This window comes from Atopobium sp. oral taxon 810 str. F0209, from assembly GCF_000466405.1.
Lineage (GTDB): Bacteria > Actinomycetota > Coriobacteriia > Coriobacteriales > Atopobiaceae > Olegusella.
Genome location: NZ_KE952949.1, coordinates 181,773 through 205,267, shown reverse-complemented (window position 1 = coordinate 205,267; position 23,495 = coordinate 181,773). Strand labels below are relative to the sequence as shown.

The following is a 23,495-nucleotide window of genomic DNA, read 5'->3' as shown; positions in this document are numbered from 1 at the left end:
GAAAACTAGGCCTCCTCAGCCGAGTGATCAACGGGATAACCCTCGTCGTCTTTCTCAATTTCCATTGTAGGAGGAACATCTTGGAGTGCACGTTCGATGCGTTCTGCTTCATCAACGGTAGTATCAATTTGCCAAATAATCTCAGGCGTCACGCGCCAACCAAGACCACGTCCTAAAAGCGAACGTACTCGACCACGAGCACGGTCAAGAGCAGCAGAAACTTCTTCATAGCGCTCGGACTCACAACTAATATATGCGCGGAGCACAGACTTATCAACAGACACCTCAACACCAGTAAGCGTTACTAGCATGAGAGCGGGATCGGAAATTTCAAAGAGCAGAATTTGAGCGAGCTTTTCGCGAGCTTGGGCATTAATCCTGCGAGAATTATGATTTTGTTTCATTGTTCTCATCTCCGTAGTGCGGCAGGAGAGCCTCTCCCCCGCCGCGACTAGGGTCTACAAACTTTACTCGGTACGGGCAACCTGCTCGATGCGATAACACTCAATAATATCGCCTACATGAATATCCTGATAGCCATCAAGACCGATGCCACATTCATAACCTGCCTTGACTGATTTGACATCATCTTTGAAGCGACGCAGGGATGCAAGCGAGCCTTCCCAAACCACAACACTATCGCGTACAAGACGGGCAGAGTCATCGCTTGAAATCTCGCCTTCCTCAACCATGCAGCCAGCAGCAATACCAACCTTGGGTACCTTGAAGGTGCTACGAACCTCGGCGGTACCTGTTTGGACTTCCTGCTCGGTAGGCTTGAGCATGCCAATACGGGCAGCATCTATCTCTTCAATTGCCTTGTAGATGACACTGTAAGTACGAATTTCAACGCCTGTTTGCTCAGCCGCAATACGCGCCTTTGCCTCGGGCCTAACACCAAAGCCAATAATGATTGCGTTGGAAGCATCTGCCAAAGTAACGTCGGTTTCATTGATGGCACCAACAGCGGAGTGAATGGTATTGATACGAACCTCGCTCTGGTCCATCTTGTCCAGCGAGTCTTGAAGAGCCTCGATAGAGCCTTGGACATCTGCCTTGATGATGAGGTTGAGCTCCTTGACCTCAGCATCTGCCATCGTGTCGAAGAGGTTTTCAAGGGTGACATGCTTGACCTTGTTTTGTTCTTCGATACGAGCTTTGAGAGCACGTTCATCAGCAAGCGCACGCGCATCACGATCATCCGTAAAGACACGGAACTCATCGCCTGCCATAGGCACACTTTGCAGACCCAAAATCTCTACAGGATCGGAAGGTCCTGCTTCCTTGACACTCTTGCCCTTGGGATTGAGCATGGCACGAACACGACCATAAGCCGTGCCTGCAACTAAAGCATCACCCACATGTAAGGTGCCACGGTTAACCAACACTGTTGCAACAGAACCACGACCACGGTCAAGTTTTGCCTCAAGAACATAGCCAGATGCAAAGGTATCAGGATTGGCCTTAAGCTCCAAAACATCAGCCTCAAGCAATACGGACTCAAGCAGATTGTCGATACCCTGATTCTTCTTTGCAGAAATATCGCAGAAGATGGTCTGGCCACCCCACTCCTCAGGAATCAAACCGTACTCAGTAAGTTCCTGACGAACACGTTGGGGATCGGCGCCAGGCTTATCGACCTTATTGACAGCAACAACAATAGGTACACCTGCAGCCTTTGCGTGATTAATGGACTCAATGGTCTGAGGCATGACACCGTCATCAGCAGCAACAATCAAAATAACAACGTCGGTAACTTTTGCACCACGAGCACGCATTGCAGTAAAAGTCGCATGACCAGGGGTGTCGATAAAAGTAATCACGCGACCGTTGATGCGCACTTGTGATGCACCAATAGCCTGGGTAATACCGCCAGCTTCGCCCTCGGCAACACCAGTATGGCGGATAGCATCAAGCAGGCTAGTCTTACCATGGTCGACGTGACCCATAACGGTAACAACTGGCGAGCGGGGTTTGAGCGAAGCGGGATCATCATAGAAGGTGAAGCTATTTTCTTCTTCCTTAGTCATGATCTTGATATCAGCACCAAGGTCCTCAGCAACAAGCTCAATAAGATCATCAGACATTGACTGAGTCATCGTTAAAGCAGTACCAAGCAAGAAGAGACGCTTAATAATCTCGTTAGGCTCAACACCGATGAGTTCAGCAAGCTGTGCCACCGTTGCACCCTGAGGTACAGAAATGGTATCCAGCTGAGAGAGATCTTGATCGTTTAGGCGCGCCTCTTCAATACGATGCTCGCGCTCGGCTTCGGCCTGCTGCTGACGACGACGTTCCTTGCGACGCTTACGACGGCCCTGTGACTCTTCAGCTGCCTCAGCTACCGCCTGACGAGCTTCCTCAAGAACATGCTCACGGTTGTACTCTTCGGCCTGACGAGCCATACGGCTATAGCGGTCATCGGAGTCGTTTTCAACACTATTACGCTTATTTTTGCGACGGCCCCGACCAGAGCTCTTGGGCTTCTCATCATCGTCTCTATCAATATTGGCTCGAGGATCTTGTTGAGGAGCAGCAGAGCGCCTAGAGCGTCCACCATCACGGGCAGCACGCGCTTCTTCCTTGCGCTGAGCCGCCTCCTCAGCTTGCTGCGCCAAAACCTGCTCCTGTTGGGCAATCTGGTCGAGCAAACTGCTAAAAGTCGGCATAGACTTGGGAGCTGTATCCTTGGGACGAGCAGCCTCTTCTTCCGCCTTGCGGCGTGCTTCTTCAGCAGCCTTTTCTTCTTCTGCCTTCTTGCGAGCAGCTTCTGCTGCAGCGCGACGCTCTTCTTCCTCACGACGCTCGCGCTCGCGACGCTCCTCAGCAGCAATACGTTCGGCCTCTGCCTTGGCAGCAGCCTCTGCTTCAGCCGCTGCCTTTGCCTCAGCTTCAGCCTTCTTTTGAGCTTCAATCTCTGCAGCACGAGCCTCTAGGATGGGCTTGAGCTTTTTGCGCACCATCGATACGTAGGCGTCCTCAAGCGTCGAAGACGGAGACTTTGCAGGGATGAGCATATCTTTTAAGTGACCCAGCATTTCTTTGCTGGTCATGCCATATTCCTTGGCAAGATCATGTACGCGCGTTTTTGCCATGTGCACTACCTTCCAGTGAAAGTTGCGGACCTATCAAAAAGCCGTCAACTTAAATCAAAGAATCAGGGTCATCGGAAACAGGGGCATCCATAATTTCCGCAAGGCTTTCGTGGATACCGCAGTAACGTGCGCCGGGACGTGCCATGTTGCGACACTGAATACCCGTAGGACCTACGTACTCGCAACGATGTGAGCCATCTTCCATCTCTTCGTCAACCAACTCGTCACGAACAGGCAGAGACTCGAGTACCTGAGCTGCCAAAGATTCGTTTTTAATGTCGATATGATAACCCGTCAATCGTGCAGCAAGACGAGCATTCTGGCCTTCCTTGCCAATAGCCAAAGAAAGCTGGTCATCGGGGACGATAACGGTGGCGTAGTTATTAGCATTTTCGTGGTCAATAATCACGCGGCTTACACGTGCAGGAGAAAGTGCTGCAGCGATACAGCGAGCAGGGTCATCAGACCAAGCAACAACATCGACACGCTCACCGCTAAGCTCAGAGACAACGGTACGCACACGACTACCCTTAGGACCAACACAAGCGCCAACGGGATCAAGGCGATCGTCTACAGAAGAAACAGCGACTTTGGCCCTTACGCCAGGATCACGAGCAATAGAGCGAACCTCAACGATTCCATCGTAGACCTCAGGAACTTCAATCTCAAAAAGGCGCTTGATGAGGTCAGGATGAGTACGGGAAATCACGATACTAGGACGTGAACGCTCGCCACGCACGGGAGGCTCGCTGGAGTTGGGATCGCGCACATCAACGATAATCGCCTTAATACGCTTATTGTGCATATAACGCTCACCAGCAGGGCGCTCGTTGCGCTCATCAGGATGCGTGCGCAAATCAAAGTGTGGCAGCTCAGCCTCAACACCCTCGCGAATCTTAACGATAGTAAAGTCGGGCGTGGTCTGAAGGACGGTACCTGTGATGATATCGCCGATACGATCCGAAAACTCTTCGTAAATCTGCTCGCGGGCAGCATTGCGCACCATAGCATTGATCTCAGCTTTGGCATGCTGGGCAGCAATACGGCTGGTGTCTTTGGGAGTCACATCCTCTTCGTCAAATTCAGTATATTCGCCCGTTTCGGGATCGGGCTCACCCTTTGGAATAAGCTTATAGACATAAACCTTGCCCGTCTGAGGGTCAATCGTAACGCGTGCACCATAATCAAGGTGCAGCACATTGGCGTAGCTTTCTGCCAGTGACTTCTCAAGCCTACCAATAAGGTACAGCTGGTCGATATGACGCTCTTCACAAAGCGCCATAAGCGCTTCCATCATCTCAGATGCCATCTATGTTTCTCCCTTTCCTCAAGGACGGCGTGCGCCCATTTCTATTCCTATCAATCACTTTAAAAAGTGCTCGTATCTCCTACTTCTTTTTGCCTTTACCTGCATCATAGTCAGGCTTGATATGAGCAGATTTAATATCTGCAAGTGCAATGCGCTGTTCGCCCTCATCGGAGACGATAACCACTTCATCGCCATCCATCCCCAAAAGCTTGCCACTAAAGCGGCGTCTGCCCTCAGTAGCAGTTGTTGTCACCTGCACATCCTCACCTGCAAAGCGCTCAAAGTCATGAGCACGACGCAGAGGGCGAGCCATACCAGGAGAAGAAACCTCAAGGGTATAGCTTGAAGACAGAGGATCTAAAGCATCGAGCTCTTCACCAATCCATGCAGTCTGCTCGGCTACCTCATCAAGAGTTACGGTAGGAGCATCCTCATCAGCATGATCTATACGCACACGCACAACAGGAGCTACCTTGGCACCAGTAATCTCGACATCGACAATATCAATGTCATGGCTCGGCGCTAACGCCTCAAGGGCATTAAGGATCTGTTGTCTCATATCCTGAACAGCCACGAACGACTCCCCTCCTTCAAACAAAAGGAAGCGGGGCGAAAAATCCACCCCACTTCCTTCTACCGTACAACTTTAAGTTTTTTCATTAAAACACAAACGAACGCGCAGGTCAAACCTTATAGACAATACACACAAGCTACCAATGTACCACTACAGGATCCCCAATCACCGCCATGTTATAAAGAGCTTCTGCCTTGGCAGGTGGCAGATTGAGACAACCATGGCTACCAGCATACTGATATATATCTCCGCCAAAATATGCACGCCAAGGCGCATCATGCAAACCATACCCACCCGAACGGAATGGCATCCAATAACTTACAAAAGTTTTGTAATCAGGCTTGCCATCTTTATCTTCATCATCACCAATCAGGGTCTGATTGCGCTGCTTTGCCTGTATTGCAAATTCACCTGTAGGCGTACCATGGCTAGTTGCAAGGTCACCAGAAACAATGTATGTCTCCCATATAACCTTGCCCGAAGCATTGTAGAAGCGAGCGTACTGGGTTGTAAGATTGATATCTAGGTGGCGACCACGCTTTGAGGCACCAGGGGTTACCGCAGGTTTGGTCGCGATGGTTGTAGTGGGCACCTCAATCTTTGTTGCCTTGCCCTTATCAAAAGCAGAAACAATCGCATCTACCATGGCCTTTTGATCAAGCGCATAGATGCCTTCATCATCTTCAAACGATGCTTCGTCACCAATGTTTTCGACATTCCACTTATCAATCGCAGCACGGTCATAGTTGATTTTGTTTTTGCTATCGATAGAAATCCAGCTTGCAATTTGCTTTTTTCCAATTTTGGCAAGTATTTTGTCGCCCTTTACAAGCGGGAAGCTTTGCTCCAAGAGCTTATTTGCAACATTGCAGGAGGCAAGCAATTCTTTGTTATCAGAGGTAATGGAAGGTGCTAGCAGCTCGTCTTCCCCTAGCTCAAGCTCAGATGACAATGAGTTAAGGGCAACTTTAATACGCTCAAAAGACTTTGTGCTATCAAGCGCTGTACCTTTGGAATCGGCAGACACAACAAAAGCGTGTTTGTCCATGTCATAGCCTGCCGACGCATTGGTGGGCGCTTCTGCCTTTTTATTGAAGCTATCAATGGCAGAACTGACACACGCCTTGAGCGCTTCTTCGTCATAGCTAATAGAGTCATCAGTCACAATTGCCTGAGGATGCATGAGGTCAAGTGGCCAAGTATAGGCTGTGCGTTGGGAAAACGCTGCCTTAGATACTCTGAGGCCATCAGCTGCAAGTTTAAGATCCGCACCTGACAGTTCAAGCAAAAAACCACCTTTGCTCTGTACCTTACAAGACCAATTCTTTGCTTCATTTTCGACCTGAGTAGCGAAATCGCTTGTACTCAACAACGACACATCTCTACCATTAACTGTTGTCCCTGGTACAAAATGAGTATTGAAATAAAAGCATGCGGCGACATAACAGATAAGTAATACGACAACCATGCCGCCGAGACCTACTATAAAGCTATGGCTGTGCTGCGTTTGAGACTGCATTTGTACATCTTCAGTTTGCACGAGGCCCTACTTCCCTCTTTTATATGTAAGCACCCCTGCAGTGCTCTGAGCTGCAGGGGTACCAAGTTGGCCATATGTTGCTTATGAAGCAACGATATTTACAAGACGCCCAGGCACAACAACAACCTTGCGTATCTGTTTGCCCGCGAGCTGCTCGGCAAGAGCTTCCTTTGCAGCTACTTCCATATCCTCACGACTTGCATTGGTAGCCACCAAAATATGTCCACGCACTTTGCCCATAATTTGAACTGCAATCTCTACGGTATCGCTCACCGCCAAAGTCTCATCAAACTCAGGCCAAGGCTCATTGTAAGCAGATCCCTCAAGTCCTAAAGCCTCGTGATAAAGCTCTTCTGCCCAATGCGGAGCAATAGGCGCCATCATAGCCACAATATCATGAGCCACACGCTGACAGAGCTCTAAGTTTCGAGCGCCTTCGGGTTCATCAAGCAGATACTTACTTGCAGCGTTTACCAGCTCCATGATTGAAGAAATCGCCGTATTAAACTGCTGGCGGTCAAAGTCTGCTGTACACCTAAGACCCAAACGATGAAGTTCGTGCATGAGTGTCTTTGCGTTACTGCTAAGCTCACCAGCCGTACATGCAGCCTTGTCAGAAAGCTGCCAGACAATGCGCCATGCACGCTTGAGGAAGCGATTTGCACCCTCAACTGCCTTGGGATCCCAGTCAAAATCCTTTTCGGGAGGAGCAATAAAAAGGATAGCGAGACGCATGGTATCAGCACCATAAGGCTCAATAACTGAGTTGGGGGGCACAACATTGCCCTTGGATTTGCTCATAACATCGCCATGCTCGTCTTTAACCATACCTTGGCAAAGTAGGTTGGTAAAAGGCTCATCGACATCAATCATGCCCAAATCACGGAGAACCTTGGTCCAAAAACGCGAGTACAGCAAGTGCAAAATCGCATGCTCGATACCGCCAACGTAGTTATCAACTGGCATCCAACGGTCAACGCTTTCCTTGGAGAAAGGCAGCGCATCGTTATGAGGATCACAATAGCGCAGGTAGTACCAACTTGAACAAGTAAAGGTATCCATAGTGTCGGTAATGCGACGAGCAGGACGTCCACACTTAGGACAGGTGGTTTCATAGAAGGGTGCATATTCAGCAAGTGTCTGACCAGCGCCAAGATCCAAATCTTCAGGAAGCATTACAGGCAGATCTTCCTCAGGCACAGGTACATCACCACAGCAGTCACAGTGAATCATGGGAATGGGATTGCCCCAATAACGCTGACGACTAATAAGCCAGTCACGCAAACGGAACTGGACCGTCTCGTGCCCTACACCATGCTCAGAAAGCCATGACACAATAGCATTTACTGCCTCGGAGTGCTTACCACCCAAAAGACCAGTAAACTCACCAGACTGTACAAGGTAGCCCTCAGCATCCATTGCATGCTCCCAATCAACGGAGCGCACACGCAACTCACGTTCATCTTTGAGCTCTTCATACAGAGGGTCATCTTTGGTGCAAATGATAGGTGCAATTTCCAAGCCGTACTTCTTGGCAAAGTCAAAGTCACGCTGGTCACCACAAGGAACACCCATGACAACACCCGTACCATAATCCATCAAAACATAGTCGGCAACCCAAATAGGAGTCAGGCGGCCATTAATGGGATTGATGGCATAACGACCCGTAAATACACCATTTTTCTCTCGAGCAGAACCCTGGCGATCAACGCTAGAAACCTTCTCGGTAGCATGTTTGAGCTCAAGGAAGGCCTCTTCATACTCGGTGCCTTCAACAAGCTCGGCTGCAACTGCTGACTCGGGGGGAAGTACAAGGAAAGACACACCAAAGAGCGTGTCAGCACGCGTGGTAAAGCAGGTCAGTTTGCGGCCAGTAGGTGTGCTTCCATCAACATCTACCAACTCAAAGTCAATTTCTGCACCTTCAGAACGACCAATCCAGTTTTTCTGCTGAGCGCGCACATTGTCAGGCCAACCCTCAAGTTTATCAATATCATCAAGAAGCTCTTGGGCATAGTCGGTAATCTTGAGATACCACTGAGAGAGTTCGTGCTTTTCGGGCACGCTACCACAACGCCAGCAACGACCATCCACAACCTGCTCGTTTGCCAAAACAGTCTGGCAATGAGGACACCAGTTAACTGGAGAGGTGGCACGATAAGCCAAACCCTTTTCCCACATCTTGATAAACATCCACTGGCCCCAGCGATAATACTCAGGGTCGCAGGTGTTAAACATGCGGTCATAGTCATACGCAAAACCCATGCGCTTCATAGTTTTGACTGCTTGAATGATGTTTTGGTGGGTCCACTTACCAGCCTGAGTATGATGCTTGATAGCTGCATTTTCTGCCGGCAAACCAAAGGCATCAAAACCCATGGGATGCAGCACATCATAGCCCCTCATGCGCGCTTGGCGAGCCATAGCATCACCAATGGTGTAATTGCGCGCATGACCCATATGCAAATCACCCGAAGGGTAAGGAAACATTTCGAGTACATATTTTTTGGGTTTAGCAGGATCTTCATCAGTCTTATAGAGACTAGTTTCTTCCCAAGCCTTTTGCCACTTTTCTTCTATCGCCTGAGCTTCATAGACAGGGATTGTGCCCTCGTTGTTCTCTTCAGCCATGTAAATCCTCTCAACAGCTGCATTATGCAGTCAAAAAGTATAACCAAACGGGACGCCTGGGTACCAAACAACGCCAGACGCCCCGTCAATAAAGTCAAATCATGCAACAAATAAAAACTTAGGAACGGAAGTTCACGTTTTCCTTGTTTGCATCCTTGAGCACAACGTCGTGAGCGCCACCCTCAACCAAAGAGGTGGCAGAGACTAGCGTAATCTTTGCTTTATCGCGCAGTTCCTCCAAGGTCAGAGCACCGCAATTGCACATCGTTGAGCGAACCTTGAGTAACGAATTATCAACATTTTCCTTGAGCGGACCCGCATAGGGCACATAGGAGTCAACGCCTTCGACAAAAGATAAGTTCTTTTTATTACCACCTAGGTCATAGCGAGCCCAATTGCGTGCACGAGCAGAACCCTCGCCCCAATATTCCTTCATATAAGACCCATTGACATTCACGCGGCGCGTGGGACTCTCATCAAAGCGAGCAAAGTAGCGGCCTAACATTAAGAAATCTGCACCCATAGCGAGAGCCAGAGTCATGTGATAGTCATAGACAATGCCGCCATCAGAGCAAACAGGAATATAGACACCCGTCTCCTTGAAGTATTCGTCACGGGCACGACAGACATCAATCAAAGCAGATGCTTGACCACGTCCAATACCCTTTTGCTCACGCGTGATGCAAATGGAACCTCCACCGATGCCAACCTTGATGAAATCTGCACCAGCATCTGCGAGGAAGCGGAAGCCCTCACCATCAACAACGTTGCCAGCGCCCACCCTGACGCTGTCTCCGTAGTGCTCACGTACCCACTCAAGCGTGATCTTTTGCCACTCAGAAAAACCTTCCGAAGAATCAATGCAAAGTACATCAGCACCGGCATCTACTAACAGGGGCACCCGCTCGGCATAATCGCGCGTATTGATACCAGCACCCACGATGTAGCGCTTCTGCGAATCAAGTAGCTCGGCAGGATTGCCCTTATGAGAGTCGTAGTCCTTACGGAATACAAGCGCAATAAGATGACCATCCGCATCAACAATGGGCAGTTGATTGAGCTTGTTATCCCAGATGATATCGTTGGCAGTCTTGAGTGTGGTGTTCTCATCACCAACGATAACGCGCTCGCGAGGGGTCATGAAATCGCGCACCAGCATGTCGCGAGAATCACGAGAGGGACGATAATCACGAGAGGTGACAATACCTAACAGGTAACCGTGAGCGGTACCGTCGTCGGTAACAGGCATGGTGGAGTGACCAGTCTGCTCGCGCATATCCATAACATCTTGCAAGGTCATATCAGATAGCAGCGTAGAATCAGAAATAACAAAACCCGCCTTGTATTCCTTGACCTCACGCACCATAGCCGCCTCAGACTCTGCGGTCTGAGATCCATAAATAAAGGAGACGCCACCCTGCTGAGCCAAAGTCACGGCAAGACGAGTACCCGAGACTGACTGCATAATGGCAGAGGTCATAGGGATATTCATAGAGATAGCTGACTCTTCACCACGACGATACTTAACAAGAGGAGTTTTGAGGCTTACCCTATCGGGCACATTCTCACAAGACGAGTAACCCGGTACCAAGAGGTACTCAGAAAAGGTATGCGATACACCCTCAAAAAAAGTTGCCATGCTTTGTGCTCCTCTTTCTACCTTTTACCGATGAAACTAATCCGTTGGCGGTATTGTAATGCACTTGCAAACGATAAATACCCACAGTTCCACGACTCGCAAAATGCTTACTATACATAGTTAGTTAGAAAATTTAATCCGAACCATGGGCAGCATCTTGAGTACTTCCAACCACTTGGTTGAAGTCAACCGCAATATCATGCTTAGTGGGTACCCACTCGACCTTCTTAAAGAGAGCTACCACTGCAATGGGAATGTAGCTCGCCATAAAAATCGGAAACATTATGACACCCCACGCAATGCGCCAGATATTACGCGCATGAATATGCGAGCGCTCAACTATTACGGTAAGCAACGCCATCATAAAGAAAAGCGTATAGCCCGACTCGAACACGGCAACCAATGAACCCATGCACATACTAAGCTCTGCTTCTGTCGCCACAAACCCATGACTTAAGGCGCCCACGATGAGATAGGTACCATTCACAAAGACTGAAAGAATCGTCAATATCGAAGCGGGAGCCAGCACCATCAACATGTCATAGGAAGAAAAACGTCCTCGCGCAATGCCACGGAATAAATCCCGTCCATATGAGAAAAATACCTGATAAATACCCTTGGTCCAGCGGAGGCGTTGAATCCATGATGCCTGAAAAGTAATGGGTTGCTCGTCAAAAAATTCTGCAGGCACATATCCAATTTGGATGCCATTGGCACAACAGAAGGTTGAGAATTGAATATCTTCGGTCAAAGTGTGGAAATCCCAACCATGCATGCCTCGAATAACGGAGGAGGCCACCATCCAGCCCGAACCAGAAATAGCGGCGCTGGTATGGGCCATCATGCGCGGATTATTAAGAAAGCGCGCTTCACGAATAAACCAAATAGCATACGAAGCGCTCACCCAGCTAGAATCAAAGTTCTTAGAATTACGGTAACTCGTGCACACCAGATAGCCTGCATCATACGCATCATTCATGAGGCGTACATAGTCTGGTGAAACGATATTATCGGCATCAAAGATGAAAAAAGCCTCGTAGCGATCGCCATATTCATTGAGAATGCGATTAAAGCCATAATCCATAACCCAACTTTTGCCCTTACGAGCAAGGTCATGGCGATCCCAAACAATAGCGCCTGCACGCTCTGCTTCTTCGTGAGTATTATCGGTACAAGCATCACAAACAACAAAAACATCAATGAGTTCACTTGGATAATCCTGTGCAAGGATTGAGCGAACAAGATTCCCGATAACCGGCTCTTCATTGTGTGCTGCAATAAAAAAAGCATAACGATGCAGCTTTTTTGCCTTGGGCAGACGGACGGTACCCCTGATGAGAGCCATGATCATATATACAAATTGATACAGATAAGCAACTGTAAAGAAAATTGCAATCAGGGCATTAAAGATAACAATTGGCGTTAAGTTATTGAAATTAAGCGTAAACTGCACCCCTTGCCCCCTTGCAAGAATATGGGATCTGTTCCCTTTGGCATCCCTTATACACGCTGTCCAAGCAACTGCGGAACAATACGCTGACCTTCCACAGTTCGACCCATAGAACGTGATTCTAACTTTTCTAGTATATCGCGGAGATCTTCAGGCAGCGTATCTGCCATAACAATGGACTTCCCCGTCACAGGATGGTCAAAGGCGATATGCCACGAATGTAAAAATTGGCGGGTAAGACCAAGATTTTGTCTTAGGTCTCCACGTCCATAAAGTGGGTCTCCTATTACAGAGTGACCTATATGACGCATATGCACGCGGATTTGGTGTGTACGGCCTGTATAAAGATGACACTCAAGCAGAGTGTATCCTTCATCGCGCAACCCTGCTTCAAATCGTTCAAGCACGCGAAAAGTTGTAATTGCCTCACGAGCGTCAGGATCCGTGCTCACACACATACGCAAACGATCGCGGCGACTACGAGCAATACCTGTGGTCACCTGTCCTTCATCTAAGGCAACAGGACCATAAACCAAAGTTACATAGCGCCTGTCAAGTACACGCAAGCGTATCAAATCCTGCAGTGCTTTTTGACTTGCATCATCTTTAGCTGCAACCATCAAGCCCGAGGTATCGCGATCAAGTCGATGGACAATACCGGGCCTATCGTCTCCTTGAAGCAAACCTAAATGCTCGTAGCCACAATGTGCCACCAATGCATTTGCCAATGTATCATCATAGTGTCCAGGTGCTGGATGGCAGACAAGATCTGCTTGCTTTGAAAGCACTATGAGATACTCATCCTCAAAACGAATGTCTAGAGGAATCTCTGGATTAGCAACAAGGGTTCTCGAAACAGGTTCCAAAACAGGCAACTCTATACTAATCCTGTCACCCAGTCTTACAGCCTCACTTTTTGAGTCTGCCAGCGTACCGTTGATATGCACTTTTGCAGATTCGATGAGCTTTGCTGACGCACTACGCGAAGGCATGCCAGGACAAGAAGCTATATATGCATCAAGCCTACTACCATCAGCATCGGGACCCACAAGCAGTTCATGTAAAGAAGAGTTAAAACTGGAGTTCTCAGGCATTGCCCTGCCTCGAATCCGACTTAACCACTTCCTCATGAGACTCCGTTGCAGTATCTGCAACGTCAACGTCCTCTTTAAAGTTCGTATTAGTCCTTTGACCGTCCCAAGTGATATAGAGGATAAACGCCACAATCACACCGAGCGTCACACAGATATCCGCGACATTAAAGACGGGAAAATCAATAAAGCGCAGCGACAAAAAATCGGTAACAGAGCCCGTCGAAAGACGGTCAACCATATTGCCGACTCCCCCACCTGCAACGCTAGCAACACTGACAACAAGGCGCAACGGTAGACGCTCACACATGACCCACCAAGCAGAGCCAATCAAAACTGCCAATGCAAAAATGATAAACAGTAAACTCGCACCTTGGCCAATGCTAAAAGCAGCGCCCGTATTCTCTACGTGCCACAGGTCCAACAAGCCCGGGATGAGCGGGCGAGCAGGAGAGCCCAGCGGCGCAACAAAACGCACCGCTGCCTTTGTTGACTGATCTACAAGAACCACAAGGCTCACAACCGTCAAAAAGGTAGCAAGGCGTCCTGCACGCTTTGAGAGAATACGGACAACGTTCAAGCGTTATTCCTCCTCTGGCTTGCCAACCGCATCGTGGCAGCGCTGACACAATCCCGCCTCATCAACAGGCTCACGCCAGTTCCAGCAACGGGGGCATTTCTGACCATTTGCTGGCAAAACCTCACACGCAAGCTCTGTACCCTCATGGATACAAACTTCAGAGCACACAAAGACCTCTGCCATATCAGGTGCATCAGACCCCATCAAAAGCTGTGCATTCTCCACAGGAAGGATCAACTCAGCACGAGCAGCCTGTGTAGTCTTCTCACTAATGATACCAGTGCCAAGAGCCTCCTCGTATGCCTTGGTAAAGACACCACGTGCCTCATTCATAGCTTCATAGGCGGGCAACAACTTACTATAGCTTTCCTTTTTAAGGGGTGCCTGATACCAGTCAAGCAAAGCGGCATAGTTTTGTCCATCACGAAGGCACGCCGGCATGTGAGCCAAAGCTTCATCGCAGGTAAATGGCAGAATTGGCTGCAAATCATGAACCAACATCGAGAGCAAGTGACTCCACACCGTCTGGGCACTACGGCGCTCAAGCGAATCAGAGGCTCCGCAATAGGTGCGGTCTTTGGTTGCATTGAGGTAACCGCCGGACAGCTCGGTGATGATGTAATCGTACAAGGTACGGTAGACCATGTTAAAGCGATATGTCTCATAGGCATGATTGACCTCATCGTGCACCTGACACATACGAGCCAAAGCCAGACGGTCGTAGGGAAGCAAATCCTCGATTGCGACACCTTGAGTCTCAAGGTCAAACTGGTCTTCAATCTCACCCATCAAGAAACGTAGAGTATTGCGAATCTTGCGGTATGCATCACCAACGTGAGACAAGATATCGTTATCGCAGGGCACATCGGTAGACGTATCAACCGAAGCAACCCACAAACGCAGGATGTCGGCGCCAATAGTGCTACACACCTCGTTGGGATCGATAACATTACCCAAAGACTTACTCATCTTGCGACCTTGGCCATCAAGAGTAAAGCCTTGAGAAATAACTGCCTTGTAGGGAGCCTTTCCATAGGCACCAACCGAGGTCATGAGACTGCTCATAAACCAACCGCGGTGCTGATCAGAACCCTCAAGGTAGATATCAGCAGGGAAAGCTAAGTTATCGCGATGCTTACAGACTGCAGTATGAGACACGCCAGAGTCCCACCATACATCCAAAATATCTGAATTGGCTTTGAGATGGTGACCTCCGCATTTGGGGCAGACACAGACATCGCCTAGATATTCTGCGGGATCATCGGTAAACCAAGCGTCAGAGCCCTTCTTGCGGAAAAGCTCAATAACAGCATCAAGCGTATCGTCATTGATAACTGTCTCACCGCAGTCTTGACAAGTAAATGCAGGAATAGGTACACCCCAGTTACGCTGACGACTGATGCACCAATCAGGACGACCTTCAACCATCGAGCCAATACGTTTGATGGCATGGCTGGGATAGAAGTTCACGTGAGAGAGCTCCTCGAGCGCCTGCTTGCGCAATCCCGTCTCATCCATAGAGACAAACCACTGACTTGTGGCACGGAAAATAACGGGATTTTTGCAACGCCAGCAGTGGGGATAGCTGTGTGTAATATCTTCATGCAAAATGAGCATGTTGCGCTCACGCAGCCACTCAATAATCTTTGGATTGGCTTCGTTGACCTCCATACCACTCCAAGGGCCGCCAGCGCCTATACCCTTACCCTTAAAGAAGCGACCATCATCATCAACAGGCATAACAACGGGAATATTAAATTTCATACCAGCGTTGTAGTCATCCACACCGTGTCCAGGCGCAGAGTGAACGATACCCGTGCCATCATCAAGCGTGACATAATCCGCGTAGATAAACTCGCCTTCTTCTCCCTGATCTCCAAAGATAGGCTGCTTGTAGCGGTTATGAGCAAGTTCGGTACCTGTTTTGCGCCAGACTTCGCCATCTGCGCCAACAACAAGTTCGTAGTTCTCATAGCCAAACTTTACACAGCACTTCTCTACTAAAGCTTCAGCGAGAATCTCAACACGCCCCTCAAGCTGGATGGCAACATAGTTTGCCTCGGGATGCAGAATAACTGCATCATCGGCGGGCAAAGTCCAAGGAGTCGTAGTCCAGATATCCACAAAGGTCTTGCCCTCATAGGCCTCAAGACCCTCGGGCACCGTGGTCAACTCAAAGCGAACAAAGATTGCAGGACTAACTTCGTCACTATACTCAATTTCTGCCTCAGCTAGAGCTGTATGACAATGAGAGCACCAGTGTACAGGCTTGCGACCGCGATATACAGCACCCTTGTCATAGATAGCCTTAAAGATTTCTATATCGGTAGCATCGTAGTCATCGGTATAGGTCAGATAGGGATTGTCCCACTCGCCCAACACGCCCAAACGCTTGAAGCCCTGACGCTGAGTATCAATCTGCTCCACTGCCATCCTGCGGCAAAGCTCGCGAATTTTGGCTGTCGGCAGTTCGTTGAACTTATCGGTGCCCAGTATCTCCTCAACCTTGTGCTCAATGGGCTGACCATGACAGTCCCAACCAGGCACATAGGGCGTCTGATAGCCTCGCATCGACCAATAGCGATTAATAAAGTCCTTGGAGATTTTGTTCTGAGCGTGACCTAGGTGAATGGGGCCATTTGCATAAGGAGGACCATCATGAAGGATAAACTTTTCATGTCCTTCATTTTTGGCAATCATCTGCTCATAGACGTGATTTTGTTCCCAATCAGCAAGCCTCTTAGGCTCGTTGGCCGCCAGACCAGCGCGCATCGAAAAACTTGTTTTGGGAAGGTTTGTCGTCTGCTTATATGAATTCGCCACGATGGGTCCCTTCCATGTGTGTCACATCGTTGTGTGTCTTATGAGACAAACTACAATTTTAGCACGCTCGCAGCGTAAATAATACCGTTCACCGTGGCTCGTATATGCAGTCATCACAGAGACGGCAGCTATACTTCAGGCATTGATGCTTTTAAGATGAGGAGGCACTGTGGATAAGGCGGCAGAGTGTGTTGCCACAAGCAAACAAAAGTATCTCAAATTGCTTGGAGAAAAATTTCCTACAACACAATCTGTATTTACCGAAATCATCAATCTAGAAGCCATCCTAAACTTACCAGCCGCAACAGAACACTTTATGAGCGACGTACATGGCGAATACGAGGCGTTCGTTCATATTCTTAATAACTGTTCGGGCGCTATTCGCGAACAGATAACAAAGCTCTTTTCTGCTGAATTGAACAAGCAACAATTGGCAGATTTTTGCACCCTCATCTACTATCCACAAGAAAAACTCCGCCGTCTTCATGCTGCAGATGACATTAGTTCTGAGTGGTATCTGCTTACGCTCAAACGCCTTATTGTGCTAGCGCGTACGCTCGCAAGCAATTACACCCAATCAAAAGTGCGAAAGGCTATGCCTGTTGAATATGCCTATATCATCGACGAGTTACTACATGCCAGCACCGAAGATGAGCAGCGTCGTCAGGACTATCATGCACGCATTTTCCAATCGATAGTAGGCACAGGAGCGGCAGATGATTTCATCGTGTCGCTCTCTTCCCTTATCAAGCGTCTAGCGGTCGACCATCTACATTTGGTGGGCGATATTTTTGATCGTGGACCACATGCCGATCGTATTCTTGACCACTTAATGAACTATCAATCGTTGGATGTACAGTGGGGCAACCATGACATTGTATGGATGGGAGCTGCAGCGGGTTCTAGCTTGTGCCAGGTAGCAGTCCTACGTACGAATATCCACTACAACTCACTTGATATGCTCGAGAGCGCCTACGGTATTTCCCTGCGTGAGCTCGAAAATTTTGCGCGGAGAAACTACACCACCTATGACAATCTCACGCCACTCTACAAGGCTATCTCTGTCATATTATTCAAACTTGAAGGTCAAGCAATCGCACGTCATCCTAATTGGAAGACAACTGCCAAACGACGTTTACTTGACAAGATTGATGTTACCCATGCAGTTGTCACCATTGATGGGCACGAATATCCCTTGCGCACACGTGATTTCTCTACCGTTGATTTTGCAGGCGATCCTTATGTGCTCTCAAAAGAAGAGCAGAAAATCGTCGATAAACTCGCTAATGCCTTTAGCCAAAGCGACCGCCTACGCCGTCACGTGGGTTTCTTATACGAGACAGGCTCGATATATCTTGTGCACAATGGCAATTTGCTATTCCACGGTTGTCTACCGCTGACACCAGAGGGTAAGTTTGCCCGCGTTGCTTGTGATGATGGAGTCCGAAGAGCAGGCAAAGAGTATCTTGATTTCTGCGACCGAATTGCACGCCGTGCTTGGAAAACAGGCGAACAAGAAGCATTGGATTGGATGTATTACCTCTGGTGTGGAGCACATTCTCCTTTGTCGGGACGCGTAGTCAAAACCTTTGAACGTACGTTTGTCGAAGATGAAAGTTGCTGGAAAGAGCCCAGCGATCCCTACTTCAGTCTGACCAAAAACCCTGCTATTTGTGACGCTATTCTTCAGGAATTTGGCTTGGGATCTGAGGGACATATCATCAACGGGCATACGCCCGTCAAAGTACGAGCAGGACAAAGTCCTGTGCGCGCAGGCGGAAAGCTGCTGGTAATTGATGGGGGCTTTGCTCAGGCCTACCATGCAAAGACAGGTATTGCAGGTTATACCTTGGTTCAAAGCGCACATCATCTACGTATAAAAGCACATCGGCCTTTCCGTGATCTCGACGCTGCACTTGATACCAACGCCGACATCATGAGTGAGACCGATGTGCTAGAACGCTATGACATTCCTCATCGCGTGGGTGATACGGACAAGGGCATCGAACTAAGAGAACAAATCGCCGACCTAAACGAACTGCTTAGCTGCTACCGCTCAGGAGAACTAGCCGAAGGCTAATCTTGGTTGGAACGTGCCTCACTCACAATTGCAGGAGCAAAGCCGTCGTTACGGGAGAGAATATTCATAAACTCTTCGCCCGTAATAGTTTCCTTGCACTGTAGATAATGAGCGATCTCATGAAGCTTAAAGCGATTCTCTCGAAGGGTAGCCAAAGCAGTCTGATGACCTTCTTCGACCAAGCGACGAACCTCATCATCAACCTCACGAGCAGTACCTTCAGAGCAGGTCAACTCGCTGCCACCGCCAAGATAAACATTGCGACGCTCACCTAGCGCCATCATGCCAAACTTATCGGACATGCCAAGCTGAGTCACCATAGCGCGAGCAATCTTAGTGGCTTTTTCGATATCGTTAGCAGCGCCTGAACTCATATGACCAAAGATGAGTTCCTCTGCTGCACGACCACCGCAAAGCACAGCAATACGCTGCTTAAACTCCTCACGCGTGGTGAGATAATGCTCGTCTTCCTCAGCCTGCATCGTAAAGCCCAAAGCACCCGAGGTACGAGGAACAATCGTAATTTTGGATACGGGAGTTTTGCCATCTTGGACTGCTGCGACAATAGCATGACCAGTCTCATGATAGGCAACAACTTCCTTTTCGTGCTCAGATAGTACGGTGGACTTCTTCTTTTCGCCTGCGATAACAGTATCCACCGACTCTTCGATGTCTTCTTGAGTGACATACTTTCGGCCTTGACGAACAGCGCGCAGAGCCGCCTCATTAATCATATTAGCGAGATCTGCACCAGAGGCGCCCGGGGTCGTACGTGCAATTTGAGCAAAGTCGACACCAGACTCCATCTTTACATCATGAGAATGCAACTTGAGAATGGACTCACGACCAGTAAGGTCTGGCAGCTCTACAGGAATGCGACGGTCAAAACGACCAGGACGCAAAAGTGCAGGATCAAGCACATCGGGCTGATTGGTAGCTGCGAGCACAACAATGCCCTTGTGATTGTCGAAACCATCCATCTCGGTCAGCAGCTGATTTAAGGTCTGCTCACGTTCGTCATTGGAATTAAGCGAGACGCCACGTTTTTTACCGATGGTATCAATCTCGTCAATAAAGACAATACAAGGCGCTTTTTCGTTGGCCTGTTTGAAAAGATCACGCACACGAGCAGCGCCACGACCAACAAACATCTCAACAAACTCAGATCCTGCAATTTGGAAGAAGGGCACCTTTGCTTCGCCAGCCACTGCCTTGGCAAGCAGGGTTTTACCTGTTCCTGGAGGCCCTACAAGCAGGGCGCCACGGGGACAACGGGCACCAATCTCGGCATATTTTTCGGGATGCTCAAGGAAGTTGACAATCTCAGCCAAAGACTCTTTAGCCTCATCCTGACCTGCAACATCACGAAAAGTGGTGTCATTATCCTTGTCTGCCACAATTTTTGCGCCAGACTTACCAACACCACCAAAGCCAAGACCGCCACCAAAGTTCATTGAGGGACCATCATCACCCATTTGCTTACTCAAACGACGACGGAGGAACCAAAAGCCCAGCCAAACCAAGGCAATAGGAATAAGGTAGCTTGCGACGAGGTACATCCACATCCCAGAAGATCTGTCATCTACAGTAGAAGCAAAAGTAACTTTGTGCTGCTTGAGCAACGAAGTTAAATTATCATCATTAGGCCATGCAGTGGTGACATAGCTAATGTCTTTGTTATCAGTCTTAAAGGTAATCTCGTTATTTGATTGATTGAGGCTGACAGAGTTTACCTTGTCATCTTCAACCATTGAAACAAATTTGCTGTAAGTCACCTGCTCTACCTTGGCAGCAGAAATATTGGTAAAGAGCGCCCTCTGCAGCGCGAAAGCAAGCACAAGACCAGCAATGAAATACATAATCATTGTTTGGCGTCTGCGCCTATTGTTCATTTCCATCTAAAGCTCCCATCAGCAAAGACAACTCATGCGAGAGTTTCTATATTCCCCCCATTGATACCCATAGCAGATAAGAATTAGTCGTGAACCACAACAACATCGCCAACTGAGACTAATTTGTAGAGAGCTTTTGCCTTATCAGGAGGAAGGTTAATGCAGCCGTGACTGCCATTGGACTTGTAAGTATCGCCGCCAAATTCGCTAGACTTGCGCCAAGAGGCATCGTGGAAAGCATATTGGTTGTCGATAAAAGGAACCCACCAGTCAACATAGCTAGTATAGGTGGGCTTACCCTTAGAATCTTTAAAGGGTGAGACAAGTTTTACCTGCGAACCCGAAGATTCCTTAGAAGTCATATTGGAGTTGACCGAATAAACTCCAGTCGGGGTACTGTGACCTTCGCTGCTATTGCCAGATACAAAATCAGACTCCCAAAGCCTCTTGCCATGGTCATACAACACAGCGTGCTGTGCACTGAGATTGACATCAACCCAGCGATCACCCCAGTCTGCTCCCCCATCAGCGTATTTGACGGCTTTTTGTTTCATCGAAACTTCAATGCTTGCGGATTTGCCTGCTTTAACATTGCTCACAATACTGTCAGCCACATCAGCGCCGTCAATAACCCAGCCGTAACGACCACCACTAACGGTTACACTGCCGCCATCAGGCAACGAATACGTACGCGTAGAGCCCACGGTATCAAGTTGCTTTGACAAATCGCCTTGGGTCCATTTCTTGACAGCATCAGCATTGATAGTGGCTTCATTTTTATCAGAGATGGAAATCCAACTACCAAGCTTATCTGCTTCGACTTTTGCTACTTCTTTGCCCTCGATAGTCAAAGACTGGGTTGCCTTAAGCATAGAATTTGCCTTTTCAACCGCTTTTTTGAGCGCCTCATCATCGTCTTTGACGGTAGGCTGGATGTAAGCGTCTTTGGTAAGTTCAAAAGTAGCTTTGAGATCGGTAAGGGCTTTTGCAACCTCAGTCTCAACATAATCTGCGTTAAGCGTGGTGCCTTCCTCAGCCGGAGTAATCTGGTAGCTTTTCGACTTGTCATCAAAGCGAGCGCTGGCATTTTTGGGCTGCTTTGCTCCAGAGTTATGTTCTTCTACAAGCTTAGCTACAACCTCTTTTAGTTTGGTTTTATCAAAATTTGCTGAAACGGGAAGTTTGACCACATGAGAGCCCCAAGCACGTACTGGCCAAAACCAGGGTTGCTGAGTGGTCATGGCATTACGAGCGTAAGCATTACCGTCAATTTTTAGTGACACGTCAGAACCATTAAGCTCAAGCGTCTGACCATCAGGAATGTTGACCGTAAGATGCGAACGCTCACCTGTTTCAACTTGAGCTTGGGCGATTTCCTTGGCAAATTTCAGCGACACATCCTTGCCGTCTAGAGTGGTCGAGGGATAAAACGCATTACTAAAGAAAAAGACTCCGCCAAAATACACAACAAGCAAAACGCCAAGTACCACCAGAATGGGCACCAAAGAGGTTTTCTTTTTTGGTTTGTCATCCATAGGGGGCGTAGGAGATGGACTAACACTTGTCTCTTCAACACCCAAATGTGCATATGCCGCACTGTGACGCGGGTAATTATTTTGAGCCATATCAACATTCCCCCAGCTACGCAGCCTATATGCTGCGCTGAAAATTACATCTGAACTCTTAGACACAAGAGATTGTTCCCACTGTTAGATAATGGTAACGCTCTCTTAGAAGATTTTACGGAAGCAAGAGGTTTTCATGCAGCGCATAGATATTTCTAATCTGGACGATCCTCGTCTTGCGGCCTACATATCTTTAAGCGGCAAGCAGCTCAAACATGTGCTCAATCCCGAGGCTGCAGTCATGATTGCAGAATCACGTTTAGTAATTGAAGTTGCACTTAAGGAAGGATTCTCTCCTCTTTCGCTTTTTATTGATGAACGGCGCTTTGAGAGTTGCGCTGACATCTTTGCCCAGCTTGGCAAAGATACACCTGTTTTTGTCGCTCCAACTGAGCTCATGAGCAAGGTGGTGGGCTATACCGTAACCCGCGGTATTCTGGGCTGCTTTTCTCGTCCAAAGCCGCGTGATGCGCAAGAGGTTTTGGCGGGTGCAAAAAGGGTTGCAGTACTTGAAGATATTGTTGACGTGAGCAATGTAGGAGCGATTTTCCGCTCGGCAGCAGCGCTTGGTGCAGATGCAGTGCTACTTGCTCCTACCTGCGCCGACCCGCTCAATCGTCGCTCGTTACGCGTTTCTATGGGAACAGTACTGCAGGTGCCCTGGGCATATCTTCCCGCGCCTTGGCCGCAGGAGGGCTTGGAACTCCTGCATAAGGAAGGGTTTTTCTGCGCTGCGCTTGCTTTAGATGAGAAAGCAATACGACTAGATAATCCAGCGCTTAGCCAACATGAAAAACTTGCACTTTTCTTGGGTACTGAAGGCAGTGGACTAACGCACAAGGTATTAGCTGGTTGCGATGCCAGCGTTATCATCCCCATGAGTCATGGGGTCGATTCTCTTAACGTAGCTGCTGCAAGCGCTGTTGCCTTCTGGCAACTCTGCCGCCATTAGGTAGCGCATCGCCACAGGTCCGTGTCCTGCTCTGCTTCCTTAAAGCGCCAGCACACGCCCATGGCTGGCTCATAAAGCACCCTTTTACCCGCACTCTTCCCGCATGCAGTCCACGATGCACCTTTTTGCTCGCACTCTTCCCGCAGGCGGTTCAATAAGCTCCCTTTTACCCACAAGCGGTTCAATAAGCTCCCTTTTACTCGCATCGGGTTCA

16 protein-coding genes are annotated in these 23,495 nt (G+C 48.7%); 2 read left to right on the top strand and 14 right to left on the bottom strand.

All coding sequences use genetic code 11. The annotated features are described in order from the left end of the window. Positions 1–5: 5 nt before the first annotated feature. The 11 genes from rbfA to ileS form a co-directional block, all read right to left on the bottom strand. On the bottom strand, positions 6–404 hold the full coding sequence (rbfA, locus tag HMPREF9069_RS05130) for a 30S ribosome-binding factor RbfA (RefSeq protein ID WP_021626111.1): 399 nt from the start codon (positions 402–404) through the stop codon (positions 6–8). Between the two features lie 63 nt (positions 405–467). Further along, complete coding sequence (gene infB / locus HMPREF9069_RS05125) at positions 468–3,095, bottom strand: translation initiation factor IF-2 (RefSeq protein ID WP_021626110.1); 2,628 nt, start codon at positions 3,093–3,095, stop codon at positions 468–470. Between the two features lie 49 nt (positions 3,096–3,144). Next, positions 3,145–4,404 (bottom strand): transcription termination factor NusA, encoded by a 1,260-nt coding sequence (nusA, locus tag HMPREF9069_RS05120; RefSeq protein ID WP_021626109.1) that lies wholly within the window; start codon positions 4,402–4,404, stop codon positions 3,145–3,147. 79 nt (positions 4,405–4,483) lie between these two features. Further along, complete coding sequence (rimP, locus tag HMPREF9069_RS05115; protein WP_035438599.1) at positions 4,484–4,978, bottom strand: ribosome maturation factor RimP; 495 nt, start codon at positions 4,976–4,978, stop codon at positions 4,484–4,486. Positions 4,979–5,114: 136 nt separating this feature from the next. Continuing rightward, positions 5,115–6,518, bottom strand: coding sequence for a L,D-transpeptidase (locus tag HMPREF9069_RS08880; protein WP_051317794.1), 1,404 nt, complete (start codon positions 6,516–6,518; stop codon positions 5,115–5,117). An 81-nt stretch (positions 6,519–6,599) separates the two neighbouring features. After that, positions 6,600–9,149, bottom strand: coding sequence for a leucine--tRNA ligase (gene leuS / locus HMPREF9069_RS05105; protein WP_021626106.1), 2,550 nt, complete (start codon positions 9,147–9,149; stop codon positions 6,600–6,602). 118 nt (positions 9,150–9,267) lie between these two features. Then, positions 9,268–10,788, bottom strand: a complete 1,521-nt coding sequence (locus HMPREF9069_RS05100; protein WP_021626105.1) for an IMP dehydrogenase — start codon at positions 10,786–10,788, stop codon at positions 9,268–9,270. A 133-nt stretch (positions 10,789–10,921) separates the two neighbouring features. Beyond that, the gene (locus HMPREF9069_RS05095) at positions 10,922–12,241 is read right to left on the bottom strand and encodes a glycosyltransferase family 2 protein (RefSeq protein ID WP_021626104.1); all 1,320 of its coding nucleotides are present in this window, start codon (positions 12,239–12,241) and stop codon (positions 10,922–10,924) included. A gap of 47 nt (positions 12,242–12,288) precedes the next feature. Beyond that, a complete protein-coding gene (locus HMPREF9069_RS05090) occupies positions 12,289–13,332 on the bottom strand; it encodes an RluA family pseudouridine synthase (RefSeq protein WP_021626103.1) in 1,044 nt (347 codons plus the stop codon). Next, a complete protein-coding gene (lspA, locus tag HMPREF9069_RS05085) occupies positions 13,325–13,909 on the bottom strand; it encodes a signal peptidase II (protein WP_021626102.1) in 585 nt (194 codons plus the stop codon). Before lspA ends, HMPREF9069_RS05090 begins: the two co-directional genes overlap by 8 nt. Positions 13,910–13,912: 3 nt before the next feature. Continuing rightward, positions 13,913–16,732: an isoleucine--tRNA ligase gene (ileS, locus tag HMPREF9069_RS05080; RefSeq protein ID WP_035438515.1), complete on the bottom strand. Its 2,820-nt coding sequence runs from the start codon at positions 16,730–16,732 to the stop codon at positions 13,913–13,915. Between the two features lie 169 nt (positions 16,733–16,901). Between ileS and HMPREF9069_RS05075 the strand changes: the two genes are divergently transcribed. After that, positions 16,902–18,812 carry a fructose-bisphosphatase class III gene (locus tag HMPREF9069_RS05075; protein WP_021626100.1) on the top strand — a complete coding sequence of 637 codons (1,911 nt, stop codon included), beginning with the start codon at positions 16,902–16,904 and terminating at the stop codon, positions 18,810–18,812. Here HMPREF9069_RS05075 and ftsH read toward each other — a convergent pair. Next, the gene (ftsH, locus tag HMPREF9069_RS05070; RefSeq protein ID WP_021626099.1) at positions 18,809–20,710 is read right to left on the bottom strand and encodes an ATP-dependent zinc metalloprotease FtsH; all 1,902 of its coding nucleotides are present in this window, start codon (positions 20,708–20,710) and stop codon (positions 18,809–18,811) included. The two genes, HMPREF9069_RS05075 and ftsH, sit on opposite strands and share 4 nt — an antisense overlap. A gap of 77 nt (positions 20,711–20,787) precedes the next feature. Beyond that, positions 20,788–22,329 carry a L,D-transpeptidase family protein gene (locus HMPREF9069_RS05065; protein ID WP_035438514.1) on the bottom strand — a complete coding sequence of 514 codons (1,542 nt, stop codon included), beginning with the start codon at positions 22,327–22,329 and terminating at the stop codon, positions 20,788–20,790. 136 nt (positions 22,330–22,465) lie between these two features. Here HMPREF9069_RS05065 and HMPREF9069_RS05060 point away from each other — a divergent pair, with 136 nt between their 5' ends. Then, entirely contained in the window at positions 22,466–23,281 is an 816-nt protein-coding gene (locus tag HMPREF9069_RS05060; protein WP_021626097.1) for a TrmH family RNA methyltransferase, read from the top strand. Here the strand turns inward: HMPREF9069_RS05060 and HMPREF9069_RS09585 are convergent. Then, positions 23,278–23,495, bottom strand: a 218-nt coding sequence (locus HMPREF9069_RS09585) for a hypothetical protein (RefSeq protein WP_021626096.1), incomplete at its 5' end; no start/stop codon positions are given. The genes HMPREF9069_RS05060 and HMPREF9069_RS09585 overlap by 4 nt on opposite strands.

Bases quoted from the DNA above. Each gene is read 5' to 3' on its own strand.
- ftsH (WP_021626099.1), bottom strand. From the start codon at position 20,710: ATGGAAATGAACAATAGGCGCAGACGCCAAACAATGATTATGTATTTC.
- HMPREF9069_RS05090 (WP_021626103.1), bottom strand. From the start codon at position 13,332: ATGCCTGAGAACTCCAGTTTTAACTCTTCTTTACATGAACTGCTTGTG.
- leuS (WP_021626106.1), bottom strand. From the start codon at position 9,149: ATGGCTGAAGAGAACAACGAGGGCACAATCCCTGTCTATGAAGCTCAG.
- HMPREF9069_RS05065 (WP_035438514.1), bottom strand. From the start codon at position 22,329: ATGGCTCAAAATAATTACCCGCGTCACAGTGCGGCATATGCACATTTG.
- infB (WP_021626110.1), bottom strand. From the start codon at position 3,095: ATGGCAAAAACGCGCGTACATGATCTTGCCAAGGAATATGGCATGACC.
- HMPREF9069_RS05100 (WP_021626105.1), bottom strand. From the start codon at position 10,788: ATGGCAACTTTTTTTGAGGGTGTATCGCATACCTTTTCTGAGTACCTC.
- rbfA (WP_021626111.1), bottom strand. From the start codon at position 404: ATGAAACAAAATCATAATTCTCGCAGGATTAATGCCCAAGCTCGCGAA.
- HMPREF9069_RS05060 (WP_021626097.1), top strand. From the start codon at position 22,466: ATGCAGCGCATAGATATTTCTAATCTGGACGATCCTCGTCTTGCGGCC.
- nusA (WP_021626109.1), bottom strand. From the start codon at position 4,404: ATGGCATCTGAGATGATGGAAGCGCTTATGGCGCTTTGTGAAGAGCGT.